Raw genomic sequence first — 14,297 nt, 5'->3', positions numbered from 1 at the left:
GATCTACAGCCGCTTGCGCCAGCCGACCGCAGCGGGCATGGCTGCAGCTGCGATGATGCGCTCGACGCGGGCGCGGACCGTCGAGGCCCGCGCCATTGCGAGCTCCATTGGCCGCGGGTTTACAGAGGTCGCCACGTCCAGCAGGATCTCCGCATAGGACAGTCGGTCGTCGATGACTTCGATCGCCTGGGCGTCGCTGATGATCTCGGCAAGCTCGGCAAGGCGCGCCAGCTGCCACCACGAGAATGGGCTGAACCAGAACACCGCGCGGTTGAGGGAAGCAAGCAGCAGGACGTAGAAGTCGCGATCGGCGACATGGGCGCCCTCATGCGCGAGCACTGCGAGGCGCTTCTTCGCGTCCCAGCCCGCGAATTGCGGCGGCACCAGAATGGTTGAGCCGAAGGTGACGGGACCGCCGACGTCGCGGCTGATGCGCACGTCGGCATCGATCATTATCGAGTCGCGCATCGGCTGCGCGGCCCGCGCAAGGCGCCAGGTCAGGCAGAGGCCGATGGCGAGCCGCAACAGCAGCAGGCCGGCGACGCCAGCATAAACGATCGTGATCGCCAGCCGCCAATCGATCGACACAGCACTCCTGGCCGGCGACTCGATGGTAGCGCCGGGCGTGATCGGCAAAGCCGGCTGCGGCGTCTCGAGCATTGAGATATCGGCCGGCCAAAGCTCGTCCGGCACTGGCACGGAGAGAGGCAGCCGGGCGATGGTGAGCGTCGGCCAATGCATCACGAAGGGCATTGCCAGCGATACCAGCAGTACGATGACCCAAGCCGTCATGTGGACGTGCGGATTGCGCACGCGAAACAGGTTGAGACCGAACCAGACGACGCCTCCCAGCACGAAGGAGCGTAGCGCCGCCTCCGCCAGAGTTGCGATCATTCTTCCTTCACTCCCCTCGCCTTCTTTGCCTTGGCCACCTGATCCGCCAGCGTGCGCAGCTGCTGCTGGTCGAGCATCGCATTGTCCACCATGCCGACGAGGACTTCCTCCATCGAGCCGTTGCAGAACCAATCGACGATGCGCTGCACCGCCTTGGCCGCGACGCGCGCGCGGGGCTCGGCGGCGTGGTAGACGTAGGTTCGTCCGTCGACGGTGTGGTTGGCGTAGCCCTTTTCTTCCAGCCGACGCAGCACCGTGCGTACCGTCGATTCCTTCAGACGCCGCGACAGCCGCTCGCGCACGATTTCGGCTGTCACCGGACCATGGGCCCAAACCAATTGCATGACCTCATGCTCGAGGTCGCCCAACTCGGGCAAACGATCGTCCATGGCATCTGACCTTGCGTATTGAGAGCTTGTAACGCTACAGAGCGTCGCATTTACGCCCGCGCCGCGCAACGGCGATTCTACCTGAAATGGTGTCGCCGCGCTGGGTAACCGCCGTCGGGCCGGGCTTCTGGCTCAGTACCGCGGCTCGTACATCTGCGATTGGACCAGCCCCTTCATGTCGTTTGGCGCGGGTCCATCCGCGAGCCCGCGCTGATAGGCGACATCTGCGACCGCGGCCGCGATGCGGACCGAGACTTCGCGGATGCGGGGCAACGCCGGATAGAGGCTGCCCTGCCCAAGGTCCTCCTTGCCGACGCAATCGGCGAGCGTATGGGCCGCCGCCATGAACATCTCGTTCGTCACGAGGCGCGAGCAGCTGGCAATGACACCGAGACCGACGCCGGGGAAAATGTAGGAGTTGTTGCCCTGGCGCGGCACAAAGGTGCGTCCGTTGAGCTTGACCGGGTCATACGGGCTGCCGCAGGCGAACAGCGCGCGGCCCCCGGTGTAGCGGTAGGCATCCTCCGCCGAGCATTCGGCCTTCGAGGTCGGGTTGGAGAGCGCGAACACGATCGGATGCTCGTTGAGCGCGGCCATAGCCTTGAGCACGTCGGGCGTGAAGGCGCCGCCGACCGCGGCGACGCCGATGATCGCCGTCGGCTTCAGCGTGTTGATCGCAGTCAGGAAATCGGCAATCGGCGCATGATCGGTATGAGCATAACGGAGCTTGTGGCCGGAAAGATTCGCCCGGCCACTCACAACGAGGCCACGGGAATCCACCAACCAATTGCGGCGGAGCGCCTCGGCCTCGGTGGCGCCCTCCGCCATCATGGCGGAGACCACGAGATCGGCGATGCCGGTCGCCGCCTCGCCAGCGCCCAGGAACAGGATGCGCTGATCCCGGAGCTTGCCGCCGCTGATGCGCAGCGCCGAGAACAGGCCGGCAAGCGCCACCGCCGCCGTGCCCTGGATGTCGTCGTTGAAGACGCAGGCCTCGTCGCGATATTTGTGCAGCAGCTTGAACGCCGTGTGGTTGGCGAAATCCTCGAACTGGATCAGCACGCCCGGATACGTCTTTCGCGCGGCGACTATGAATTCGTCGACGAAGCTGTCGTAGGACTCACCCGTGAGCCGCCGCTCGCGCAGACCGAGATAATAGGGATCGTTCAAGAGCTCTTCATTGTTGGTGCCGACGTCGAGCACGATCGGCAGGCACAGCTCGGGATGCACGCCGGCGCAGGCCGAATAGAGCGAGAGCTTTCCGACCGGAATGCCCATGCCGTTGGCGCCGAGATCGCCGAGGCCAAGGATGCGTTCGCCATCGGTCACGACGATGAGCTTTGCAGGATAAGGCCAGTTCTTCAAAATTTCCGCGATCTGGCCGCGATCGCGCGAGGAGATGAACATGCCACGGGGCCGCTGGAAGATCAGCCCGTATTTCTGGCAGGCGAGTCCGACGGTCGGCGTGTAGATGATCGGCTGGATCTCGTCGATATTGTCGACGACGACGCGGAAGAACAGCGCCTCATTGCGATCATGCAGCGCATTCAGCGCGACATATTTTTCGAGGTCCGTCGGCAGCATCCGCAGATTGATCAGCACGCGCTCGACCTGCGTCTGCATCGTCAGCAGGCAAGGCGGCAGCAGGCCGCGCAAGCCGAGCGTCTCACGCTCCGCTTCCGTGAAGGCAGTACCCTTGTTGAGCAAGGGATCGCGCAGCAGCGTCATGCCGTGCGGCGGATTCGATGATGTCGATTGGGCAACGACGCGGGCAGGTCTATTCACGAATCCCCCAAGGAGTTTCTTATTGAACCGGCAAACATTGTCGGCCAGCGCTCCCTGGAGATCAAGGACGTAGAACTCGTACTTCGATTGTGATCTCGCACCGCAGCGAGATTATCGCGCAGATCGCAGGCGCGCGCGGCGCAAAAGTTAACGGCGGCAACGTTATTCCGGCTTGATATCGGTGGCCTTCACGATTGGCCACCATTTTTCCGTCTCGGCCTTCTGCAGTGGCGGAAGCTCCTGCCCCAATTCGGCAAAGCGCTGCTTGACGGACGGATCGGCAAGCGCCGTGACGATGGCCGCGTTGAGCTTAGTGACGATCTCCTTCGGCGCCCAGATGTTTTTGAGCGGCTACCCAGCTGCACGCCGTGGCGCCGTATTTGCGGCGCCATCAGCCGGCGGCGCGATCTGCATCAAGATGGTCTGGACGGGGGATGCGACCTCGATCCCGTTCTGCTGGAAGCGCAGCTTCATACGCCGGTTGAATTCGCGCTGCACCGGCCAGCGACCTGCCTCGGTACAGCGGATCTGGCCGACGATCGACACCATGGCGCCGTCGACCTTGTCGATACCCCAGAGTTCGAGGTCGCCCCGGATCACGCCACGGAATTCAGGCTCGCGGCGCATCTCCTCGACGATGTCCTTGAGGATCTGACCGGCGCGGTCGGTATCTTCCTTGTAGGCGACGTTGACGCTGACAGAGGCGTTGCCGGCGCCGCGGCTGGCATTGGTGATGGTGGTGACCGCGCTGAACGGCACGATGTGCACCGCGCCGTCGCCGGCGCGCAGGCGGATGGTGCGGATCGAGACATTCTCCACGACCCCGGACAGTCCAGAGACGCTGACGTTGTCGCCGACCTGCACCGTGTTCTCCAAAAGCAGGAACAGACCGGTGATGAGATCCTGCACCAGCTTCTGCGAGCCGAAGCCAATGGCGATACCGACGATGCCCGCGCCAGCCAGCAGCGGAGCGACATTGACGCCAATCTCGCTCAGCGCCGTGAGGCCGACGATGGTGGCGATCAGGCACAGCAGCGCCGTCCGCAGCATCGGCTGGAAGGTGCGCAGCCGCGCGGCACGGGCATAGTGTCCGTCCCGCGACAGCGTATTGATCTGGCGATCCAGCAGCGCGTTGCTGGCTTCCCAGATCGCGGCAGCGATGCCTGCGGCGAGCGCGATCGTCACCACGGCCGAAAGCAGGCGGCTGCCGATCTGGCCGCCATAGAACCAGACGATGGCGTCGACACCCCAGACTTCGAGCACGGCCACGAAACCGACGAAGGCAATGACGCCCGAGACGATTTTGCGCAGCAGCGGCAGATAGCGGTTGGCACGGATTTCCAGGCCCGGAAAGCGCTGCAGGATCTCCGGCTTGATACGGAAACCGCGGTCGATCAAGCTCAGCGTCACCATGATGGCGACGCGCGTAATCAGCACCACCACGATGGTGCCGACGAAATATTGCAGCAGCAGCGAATAGCCGTTGCGGATGTTCAGCGCCCAGACCGCCCACAGCGCGACGACGAGGGCGATTGCAAGATAGTGCCAGCCGCCCGCGATGCGGTTGCGCAGGCGCGCCGCAATCCCCTGCTGGCCAGCGGACGCGCGAATGGCCTCGGCGACCTGGCGGCGGCATTGCAGGATGATGACCGCAATGAAGAGGTGCACCACCAGCATTACCATACGCAGCAGCGCCGCATACCCGGCGCGATGCAGGCCGAGCAGCAGCGCCACATTGGCGAAGGCGATGCCTGTTACGCCGACGCCGACGATACGGCGCGCCCAGATCTCGATATAGGCCGCTGTCTCAGCGCGCACCGGAATTAGGCCGAACGGCCCCGCCAGCGCGCGGACGACGCAGATCAGCCCGCGCGAGAACACATAGGCGTTGACGACAGCGAGGATCACGAGGCGGACGGTGGCGGGATCGCCGATCTCCGTTCCGAGCAGCGCCATCGCCGCGCCGACGAAGGCGAACACGGGCAGAAGTTCGAGTACGAGACGGCCGAGCACGAAGGGCAGCCGGAGCAACACCTGCCAAGCCCGCGCCAGACTCTTGCGGCGCTTGTGCAATTCCGGCTCGGGGGTGACATCGGCTACGGATGACGGCGGATCGGCAACGGGCAGCGCCTCCGGCGGCAGGCCCGCAGTCTGCGGCACGCGCGCTTCAAGGAACAGAACCGGACGCCGGATCAGCCGGAAGATCACCCACTCCGCGCAGAGCGCGCAGCCAAACACCAGCGCCAGCTTCCAGGCAATCTCGATCAGGAGATTGTAGGCCGCGGGATCATTGGCGGTCCGCACGAACCAGTAATAGAAGGCCGGAAAGTGCGTAAGCGTCCGCGCCATGCCCGCGATCTCGCGCGAGATCTCGCCAATCTCCTCCGACACGGTAAGCAGAAGCTGCGCGCCGAGCCCGTCGGCCGAGAGCGGGATCGGCGATTTCTGCTCTGGCGGCGGCGCAGGCTGCGGTTGACCAGACGCATTTGCGATCGCACGCAACGTGTCGATCATCTGCGCGCGCTTCTGATCGTCCTGGAGGGTTTCGAGCGCGCGCTTTGCCTCGTCCGGGGACAGCGCGGTAGCACGGCTGGTGGGCGGCGCAGGCGGCTCGGCACGGGCGCCGGAGAGAGATGAGATTGCGAGGAAGAAGATGGCAGCGAGAAGCGCCGGGGCAAGCTTATGCGACACGAGGATTCCTTGGAAAAAGAAGATGCGCCGGCGGAATCGGAATCGTCACCACCGAAGCGCATGCGTCATGTCGGATGCGGCTATTCGCCCGGCTGCTGTGTCGGAAGTTTGCCGATGCGGCGACATTCTCTTGGCATTTGCCGCGCGATGCGGATCGGGAACTGGGAGGATGTTCAGTCAAAGTGTCATGGAGAAGAGCGAATTGGGTTGCGGTGCGCGCACAGACATCTCCCTCACTCCGGGAGTCGGCCCGGAATGACGGCGAGGAGGAGAAGAGGGAACGCGGATATCATGGCATTCATGCCCGCTGCCACGTCAGGGCATCCCGGACGATAAGCGCGTTGCAAAAAAACAGCGCCGGGCAGGTAGGGGCTCTGCCTGACTGATGCAGCCCTCTAAACCTTGACCCGGCGTGCCGTTCGCGGTTTTTGCCGCTATGCGATAGTCCGAACGAGCTCCATCGCACTTAACGCGGCTGGATTTGCGGAGGTGGCGTCATAGACCTCCCCTTGCTCTTGTAGTGGACGTTAGGTGTCGCATAGTTGCGACCGCCTGGATGGTCCTCCCGTGACACAAAACTGTCAAGCGGGATCAATGGCCTTGAAATCACATTTGAACATTCCATCCCTGCAGCGACAGATTGGCCATCGCGGAAGGTTCCCCTCACCCGGATGTCGCAATCCGATCTCCCGGCAAGCGGGACGAGGTGAAACGCCCGCAATCAAGCGAACGCAGCCGCATCACTGCTTTTCGCTCGCCTTCCCTTCCCGCTCCAGCGCCTTTCGCACTTCATTGAACTCCTCCAGCGAGGCCTTGTCGGCGCGCGGAAAGCGCAGATCGAGCCGCTCGAGCGCCGCGACGATCACCGAGCCGATTACGACGCGCGCGAACCATTTGTGGTCGGCGGGCACGACATACCACGGTGCATGAGGCGTGGCTGTGTGGCGCACGATGTCCTGGTACACCGCCTGATAGCGCGGCCACAGCGCGCGCTCCTTGATGTCGCCCAGAGAGAACTTCCACTGCTTGGACGGATCTTCCAGCCGGCCGAGGAAACGCTCGCGCTGCTCCTCCTTCGAGAGGTTGAGGAAGAACTTCAGCACCGCGGTGCCGTTGCGCGCGAGATAGCGCTCGAAGGCGGAGATGTCCTCGAACCGCTCTTTCCAGATGTTCTTTGTCACGAGCTTTTGCGGCAGCTTCTCCTTGGCGAGGATCTCCGGGTGCACGCGTGTCACCAGGCATTCCTCGTAATGGGAGCGGTTGAAGATGCCGATATGGCCGCGCTCGGGCAGTGCGAGCACATGGCGCCAAAGGAAATCGTGATCGAGTTCGTTGCTGCTCGGCTGCTTGAATGCGTGGACCTCGCAGCCCTGCGGGTTGATGCCTTCGAAGATCGCCTTGATCGCGGAGTCCTTGCCGCCCGCATCCATGCCCTGGAGCACGATCAGCAGCGACCAGCGATCCTGGGCGTACAGCTTCTCCTGAAACTCCGCGAGGCGCTTCTTGTTGGCCTCGAGAATCCCCCGCGCCTCTTCCTTGTCGAGATCGCCCTTCGCGTCGGTCTTGTGCGCCTTGAGATGAAACTTGCCGGATCCATCGTAGCGGAATGGCGTGATGTAACGGTCAAGCTCCTGGGCGAGCGATTTGGACGGCTTCTTGCTCATGAGCGCGGGGCACCTTGCGTTGCGGCTTCAATCGGTCGAGCACGCTACCAAGGATACCCTTGGGAAGGAATATGATGAAAATGACGAGCAACACGCCATAGACGAGGTTGTCCCAGCCGACCGCCCTGGTGCCGAAGCCGATCCGCAAGGTCTCAGCCAGCAAAATGGTGATGACCGCCCCAACAGTCGGCCCCAGCGAAACGAACAGGCCGCCGACAATGGCGGCGAACACCATCTGGAGCGACACAGCGATGCCGCTGACGGTGTCGGGCGTGATGAACATCTGGTACTGGCAGTAGATCGCGCCCGCCAGCGCCGTCATCAGCGCGCTGATCAGCGTGATCTTCAGCTTCTCCGCCGTGACGTTGACGCCCGCGGCCGCCGCAGCATCCTCATCCTCCGAGATCGCTTCCAGCGCGTAACGGCTCATGCTGCGGTCGATCAAGTGCCAGACAACGATGCCCACGAGCCATACACCAAGCGCGATCAGGTACCAGGTCGTCTTGTCGTCGAATTGCAGCGCCAGCAGCTTGTTGCCCGACGTGCGGCTTGGCGTGTAGCCGAGCGAGCCGCCGGTATAGTCGCGCGTCGCCGTGATGACCTGGAGCACGATGCCGGAGAGCGCCAGCGTCACCAGCACGAAATAGTGCCCGGTGATGCGGAAGCGGAAGCAGGGATAGCCGACGATCAGCGCCAGCACGCCGGCGGCAACCATGCTGACCGGGATGCCGATCCAGGGCGACAAGCCCACGTGGTTCCACAGCAGCGCGGTGACATAGGCACCGATCCCCATGAAGCCGCCATGGCCGAGCGAGACGAGGCCGAACCGTCCCATCATCGACCACGATGTATAGGCGAACGACCAGATCAGGATCAGCACCAGGATGTGCAGGTGATAGGGATCGCGATAAACGAAAGGCAGCGCGACGAGCGCCGCCAATCCTACCGTCCACGCCGCAAGCCGGCCCTGCCCCATCATCGGCGCCTCGCAAACAGGCCCGCGGGCCGGATGAACATCATGACGATGAAGAAGGCGAAGGCGAGCACGTAGCCCCATTCGAGGTCGGAGAACAGGCCGCCGAGCGAGATGATCTCGGCAAAGACGAACGCGGCGATGAAGCCTCCGATGAAATTGCCGAGTCCGCCGAGCACGCAGATCAGGAAGGTGATCGGGCCGAATGAGAGGCCGACGAAGGGATGCACGTCATATTGCAGCACCAGCAGGCACGCTGCGAGCCCGGCGAGCGCGCCGCCGAGCGCGGACGTGACGAGATAAATGCGCCTGGTGTCGACGCCCATCAGCGCCATGATCTGCCGGTCCTGGGAAATGGCGCGGATCGCGGTGCCGGTGAAGGTGCGGGTCATGAACAGATAGACCGCGATCATGCCGACCAGCGCGGCCAGAAAGGACAGCAGCCGCGCGTAGCTGAAATTCATCTCGCCGAAGGCCAGCACCGGCAGGCGGATGCCGAGATTGCGGAAGTCGATGCCGAAGGCAACGGTGGCAAAGCTCTGGAGCACGAACAGCACTCCACCCGTCGCGAGCAGCTGATTGATCGGCGGCGCGGTCAGCAATGGTGCGATCACGAGGTAGTGCAGCGCGGCGCCGAGGATCGCGACGAGCATGATGGTGAACGGCGCCGCAATGAAATAGCTGAGGCCGTAGTACTGCACCATGAAATACATGGCGTACATGCCGATCATGACGAGCTCGGCATAACAGATCCAGGTCACGTCGATGACGCCGAAGATCAGATTGAGCCCGAGCGCGAGCAGCGCCAGCACGCCACCGAGCAGGATGCCGTTGATCACGGCCTCCAGCAGGTAGACGTCGAAAATCTCCAGGTATGCCTGCATGCTCGCGTCCGTTCCCTCATACCCCGAGATAAGCTTCCTTGACGGTGTCGCTCGCCAGCATCTCGGCCGAGGTGCCGGTCGCCCTGATCGTGCCGGCCTCGATCAGATAAGCGCGATCGACCACACGCAGCACCTGCTGCACGTTCTGCTCGACGATCAGCACCGTCAGCCCGCGCGCGCGGATGCGCTTGACGAGTTCGAACACCTGCTGCACCACGACGGGCGCCAGCCCTGCGGATGGCTCGTCGAGCAGCAAGAGCTTTGGATTCGACATCAAGGCGCGGCCGATCGCGCACATCTGCTGCTCGCCCCCGGACATGGTGCCGGCCATCTGCTGGCGGCGTTCCTTCAGGCGCGGGAACAGATCGAACACGACCTCCAGCCGCTCGACATAGTGGTCGCGCGCCTCCTTCATGAAGGCGCCCATCTTCAGATTGTCGTCGACGGAGAGCTGCGGAAACAACCGGCGGTTCTCCGGCACATGCGCGATGCCCAGGCTGACGATCTTGTGCGGTGGTGTTGCGACGACGTCGACGCCTTCCATGGCGATCGACCCGCGCGATGGACGAATCAGGCCGGAAATGACGCGCATCAGGGTTGTCTTGCCGGCGCCGTTCGGACCGATGACGCCAACGGCCTCGCCGGCCTTCACGTCGAGATCGACGTTGAACAGCGCCTGGAATGTGCCGTAACCGGCGTTGATGGACCGAAGCTCCAGCATCGCTAGCCTCCGGCGCGGCGGCGCGCTTCGGCGGCCGCAGCTTGCGTCGTCTCGGCATCGGTGCCGAGATAGACCTCGATGACGCGCGGATCGCCGGCGACCGCGCTCGGCAGCCCCTCGGAGATCTTCTCGCCGTGGTCGAGCACCATGACGCGATCGACGACGCGCATCAACACGCCCATGATGTGCTCGACCCAGATGATGGTGATGCCGAGCTCGTCGCGGATGTTGCGCAGCATATCGGCCGCCTGGTCCATCTCGGCGTCGTCGAGGCCGCCGAGACTCTCGTCGGCGAGCAATAGTTTCGGCGCAGTCGCAAGCGCCTTTGCCAGTTCGAGCTTCTTCAGGCCGGCCGCACCCAGGCCATCAACACTGGCATGGCGATCCGCCGGCAAGCCCACCATCGCCAGCGACCGCTCGGCGGCCTCCTCGGCTTTGGCGCGGCTGTGGCGCCCCTGACCGTAGAATCCGGCGAGCGCGACGTTCTCGAAGATGGTCAGGCGGCGGAACGGCCGCGGAATCTGGAAGGTGCGGCCGATGCCGCGGTTGATGATTCGGTGCGGCGCGAGACCCGCGATCTCGTGCCCGGCGAACAGGATCGATCCGGAAGTGGGGGCCAGCGTGCCGGAGAGCATGTTGAAGATCGTGCTCTTGCCCGAACCATTCGGGCCGATCAGGCCGAGGATCTCGCCCTGATCGACCCTGAATGACACGTTGTTGACGGCGGTGAAGCCGCCGAATCGCTTCACCAATCCGCTGACTTCCAGCACAGCCGCTCTCCGCCGCTACTGGTTGCTGTAGGTGGTGCCCTTCGGCAGCGGCAGCACGGCCTCGCGCTGCGCCTGGCTCTTGGGCCACACCACATGGGACTTGTCGTCGAGATACTGGATCACGACCGGGAACGAGCGCTCGTTTTGGCCCGCCATTGGCGTGCCCTCGCCGTAGAACTTGACGCCGAAGCCGAGCATCGTGCCGCCCTCGGGAATGTCGATATCGAGCGCGGCCTTGCGCAGCGCGTCGGGATCGACCCCGCCATACTTCTTGATCGCGCGCGGCAGCACGTCGGCCATGAAGACGTAGGTGTTGGACGCGCCGATGCCGACATGGGCCGAGCGGATGGCGACTCCCGGCCTGATCTTGTCGAACTCCTCGCCAACCATCTTGATCACGGCCGGGAGCTTCGGATCCATGGTCTTCTGGTTGGCGAGCCAGATCGAGATCGGGTCGGCGTTAAAGATGTACGTAGCGTCCGCGCCCATGCCCTCCTTCAGCTTCTCGTAGACACCGTAACCCGCGCCATGCCCCATCAGTGCGCCGAACTTCAGTCCCTGCTCGCGGGCTTGGCGCAACAATAGCGTGATGTCGGGATTGTAACCGGTGTGGAAGATCACGTCGGGCTTGGCGCGCTTCAGCTTGGTGACCAGCGCCGATAGATCCGGCGCGGTGGCCGAATAGCCTTCCTTCATCACCACATTGAAGCCAGCCTTCTTCGCGCCGGCCTCGTTGCCCTTAGAGACGTCGACTCCATAGGCGCCGTCCTCGTGGATGATGGCGACGCGCAGATCCTTCGGCTCCTTGCCGAACTTCGCCTTGGCGTTCTGCGCGATGAAATCCATCGTCATCATGCCGAACTGGTCGCCGCTCGCCTGCGGTCGGAACACGTATTTGTAACCCTTCTCGTTGAACACGGCCGACGAGATGCAGGTCGTCATCCACATGAACTTCTTGAGCTGCTCGACGCGGGCCGCGACCGGCACGCATTGCGCCGAGGAGAAGAAGCCGAGCACCATGTCGACCTTCTCCTGTTCGAGCAGGCGGACGGATTCGTTGATGGCGATGTCGGGCTTGCTCTGCGCATCGGCGTAGACCGCCTCGATCTTGTAGCCCTCGACGCCGGTCTTGGCGAAATGGTCGAGGATGATCTTTGCACCGACATAGTTGAGCTCGGACCCGCCGCCTGCGAGCGGTCCGGTCAGGTCGAACACCACGCCAATCTTGATCTTCTTCTCCTGAGCCTGTGCCGAAGCCATCAAGCCCGTCGCGGTAATCGCGACCAACAGCCCACGTACCAATCGGGCAGCCATGCGCAGGCGCATCAAAACCTCCCTGGACGATTGTGCATTGCATTCGTCTTGCTTTTGGCTTTTGCCCATCACATGGGCTGAGCGAAGCGATGTCAAGCCTCGCGCGTCAGCGCGAGGCGAACTGCTGCGCGACGAAGGCCGTGACAAATCGCGGCATGGACGGCGTCAGATCGCTCGTCTCGCGCACGAGATGAATGGCCGACAACTCCGGCTCGGCCTCGCGCGCGAGACTGGCTTCGATCCGGACGCGAGCGGCCTCGCCCGGTACATCCAGGTTGAGAACCTGGATCATTGCAATCGTGGGGCCGGTAACCACGCAGTGCCAGTCCGGCTGAGCCCGGTAGTCGCCGGCGGTCAGGCCGGTCTCCTCCGCGATCTCCCGGACGACGCTGCCGGGAATGTCGAGCGCGTCGTCCTTGACGTCGTCGAGATCCGGCGTGCCAGAGGGGAAGTAAATGCGGCCCGCGTTGGCAGTGTGCTGCCCCATCTCGCCCATCACGAAGGCGCCGTCCGAAGCAAGCAGCGCGCCCATGCCAAAGCCGTTGAACACGGCAGGATCAGGAAAGCCCCAGTCGCGCCAGGCAAGAAAACTCGCGAAATCGGTCTCGAAATAGGTCGCGGAAAGATGGCCGCCCGTGAAAACGGCATCGCGCCCGAGCAGGACGCGGCCGTTCCATATCTTCGGCCGCTCGCGCTGCTTCTCGGCGAAATGCGCCGCGATCTCGGCCCGACGCTCCTCGGCGAACGGCCAAACGCTCGGCCTCACGGCAAGGTCAAGCGTCGTGACGCGATGGATGACCGGTGACGTCATGACGCCTGACTACAATGCCAAAGCGTCAGTTATTTGGCGCTCCCCGTGGTCTTCTTGGCCTGCTCGACGTACTTGTTGGTAAAAGTCTTGCTGACGTCGATCTTGGCGTTGGCCACGTCAGGCGAGCCGACGCTGAATACAGCGAGCACGGCGTCCGCGCCCTTCGGGTCCATCTTGCCGGTCTGCGAGAACATCGGGATCGTGTTCTTCAGCGCGGCAAGATAGAGATCCTTGTTCTTGCCGACCGTCTCCTCCGGCATCTTCGCCATGATCTCCTCGGGCGAGTGCGAGTGGATCCAGGCGAGCGTGCCCAGGATCGCATTGGTGAGCGCCTGCACCTCCTTCTCGTGACCGTTGACCCAGGCCGCGGTCGAGTACAGTGCACCGCCCGGATATTCGCCGCCGAACGTCTCGAGCGTGTCCTTCTGCGTGCGGGTGTCGCTGAGGATGCGCAGGTCCTTGTGGCTGCCCTGGAGCACGGTGACGGAGGGATCGAGCATGACGGCTGCGTCGATCTGCCCCTGCTCCATCGCGGCGACCGCGGTGGCGCCAAGGCCGACGCCGATCACCGCAGTGCCGGCGGGATCAAGGCCGTTCTTCTTGAGCATGTATTTGAGGAAGAAGTCGGTGGAGGAGCCGGGCGCACTGACACCGACCTTCCTGCCGGCAAGGTCCTTGATCGACTTGATTTCGTTGGTGTGCGCCGGCGAGACCACCAACACGAGGCCGGGATAGCGGTCATAGACCACGAAGGCCTGGAGCTCCTGCTTCTTGGCGGCCAGATTGACGCAATGATCGAAATAGCCGGAGACGACGTCAGCGCTGCCGCCGAGCACGGCCTTCAGCGCATCCGAGCCGCCCTTGAGGTCGACCAATTCGACACTGAGGCCGGCCTTGTCGTACTCGCCGAGCTGCTTGGCCAGCACCGTCGGCAGATAGCACAGGCAGGAGCCGCCGCCGACTGCGATGGTGATCTTGCTTTGCGCCGCGGCAAGGCCGGTGGTGAGCGTCAGTGCGAGCAGCGCACCGGCGAGCCTGGCAATCGTGTTCTTCATTGGTTTCCTCCGTTCGGCTGGCGGCACCATAGAGCAGCGGGACTGGCTTGAGAAGCATGGCTTAAGGCAGCGGCCATCGGCCTTTCGGCGCAATAGCATGGGCGCACAACAACAATTTTGTGAGGGGGAGGATCATCCATGAATCGCTTTGCAGTCGGGCCGTCGATCGCCACAGCCTTTGAAGCCCGGCGATCTCGTCATCATCCCGAAGCGGCCGCCGCATGGCGGCACCAAGCCGATCAGCGGTCAGGTCAAGGCGATCGCGATCAAGACGCCGCCGCAGGCCCCGACGACACCAAGCTCTTGGATTGAGCTCTTGCTTTCACCTCTCCCGCTTGCGGGAGAG

The 14,297-nt window shown here is 63.6% G+C and carries 12 protein-coding genes and 1 pseudogene; all 13 read right to left on the bottom strand.

Annotation, left to right across the window (positions count from 1 at the left end; genetic code table 11):
* Positions 1–3 precede the first annotated feature (3 nt).
* Positions 4–894 carry a M56 family metallopeptidase gene (locus tag IVA82_RS05430; RefSeq protein WP_247385208.1) on the bottom strand — a complete coding sequence of 297 codons (891 nt, stop codon included), beginning with the start codon at positions 892–894 and terminating at the stop codon, positions 4–6.
* Positions 891–1,283 carry a BlaI/MecI/CopY family transcriptional regulator gene (locus tag IVA82_RS05425; protein ID WP_346658731.1) on the bottom strand — a complete coding sequence of 131 codons (393 nt, stop codon included), beginning with the start codon at positions 1,281–1,283 and terminating at the stop codon, positions 891–893. Before IVA82_RS05425 ends, IVA82_RS05430 begins: the two co-directional genes overlap by 4 nt.
* A gap of 132 nt (positions 1,284–1,415) precedes the next feature.
* Positions 1,416–3,068, bottom strand: coding sequence for an NAD-dependent malic enzyme (locus IVA82_RS05420; protein ID WP_346658730.1), 1,653 nt, complete (start codon positions 3,066–3,068; stop codon positions 1,416–1,418).
* 162 nt (positions 3,069–3,230) lie between these two features.
* Positions 3,231–3,398, bottom strand: a pseudogene (locus IVA82_RS05415) (tripartite tricarboxylate transporter substrate binding protein BugD); the annotation flags it as partial.
* A gap of 21 nt (positions 3,399–3,419) precedes the next feature.
* Complete coding sequence (locus tag IVA82_RS05410; RefSeq protein ID WP_247385205.1) at positions 3,420–5,759, bottom strand: mechanosensitive ion channel domain-containing protein; 2,340 nt, start codon at positions 5,757–5,759, stop codon at positions 3,420–3,422.
* A 740-nt stretch (positions 5,760–6,499) separates the two neighbouring features.
* A complete protein-coding gene (locus IVA82_RS05405; protein ID WP_247385204.1) occupies positions 6,500–7,423 on the bottom strand; it encodes a polyphosphate kinase 2 family protein in 924 nt (307 codons plus the stop codon).
* Positions 7,383–8,402 carry a branched-chain amino acid ABC transporter permease gene (locus IVA82_RS05400; RefSeq protein WP_247385202.1) on the bottom strand — a complete coding sequence of 340 codons (1,020 nt, stop codon included), beginning with the start codon at positions 8,400–8,402 and terminating at the stop codon, positions 7,383–7,385. Before IVA82_RS05400 ends, IVA82_RS05405 begins: the two co-directional genes overlap by 41 nt.
* Positions 8,399–9,280, bottom strand: coding sequence for a branched-chain amino acid ABC transporter permease (locus tag IVA82_RS05395; RefSeq protein WP_247385201.1), 882 nt, complete (start codon positions 9,278–9,280; stop codon positions 8,399–8,401). Before IVA82_RS05395 ends, IVA82_RS05400 begins: the two co-directional genes overlap by 4 nt.
* A 16-nt stretch (positions 9,281–9,296) precedes the next feature.
* Complete coding sequence (locus IVA82_RS05390) at positions 9,297–10,001, bottom strand: ABC transporter ATP-binding protein (protein WP_247385200.1); 705 nt, start codon at positions 9,999–10,001, stop codon at positions 9,297–9,299.
* A gap of 2 nt (positions 10,002–10,003) precedes the next feature.
* Positions 10,004–10,771 carry an ABC transporter ATP-binding protein gene (locus tag IVA82_RS05385; protein ID WP_247385198.1) on the bottom strand — a complete coding sequence of 256 codons (768 nt, stop codon included), beginning with the start codon at positions 10,769–10,771 and terminating at the stop codon, positions 10,004–10,006.
* Between the two features lie 15 nt (positions 10,772–10,786).
* The gene (locus tag IVA82_RS05380; protein WP_247385195.1) at positions 10,787–12,097 is read right to left on the bottom strand and encodes an ABC transporter substrate-binding protein; all 1,311 of its coding nucleotides are present in this window, start codon (positions 12,095–12,097) and stop codon (positions 10,787–10,789) included.
* Positions 12,098–12,191: 94 nt separating this feature from the next.
* Positions 12,192–12,896, bottom strand: a complete 705-nt coding sequence (locus IVA82_RS05375) for an NUDIX hydrolase (RefSeq protein ID WP_247385194.1) — start codon at positions 12,894–12,896, stop codon at positions 12,192–12,194.
* Positions 12,897–12,925: 29 nt separating this feature from the next.
* Positions 12,926–13,951: an ABC transporter substrate-binding protein gene (locus IVA82_RS05370; RefSeq protein WP_247385192.1), complete on the bottom strand. Its 1,026-nt coding sequence runs from the start codon at positions 13,949–13,951 to the stop codon at positions 12,926–12,928.
* Between the last annotated feature and the right edge of the window lie 346 nt (positions 13,952–14,297).

The sequence above is a fragment of the Bradyrhizobium sp. 142 genome (assembly GCF_023074015.1).
Lineage (GTDB): Bacteria > Pseudomonadota > Alphaproteobacteria > Rhizobiales > Xanthobacteraceae > Bradyrhizobium.
Note: the sequence above shows the minus strand (reverse complement) of the source record. Positions and strands in the feature narration are given on the sequence as shown.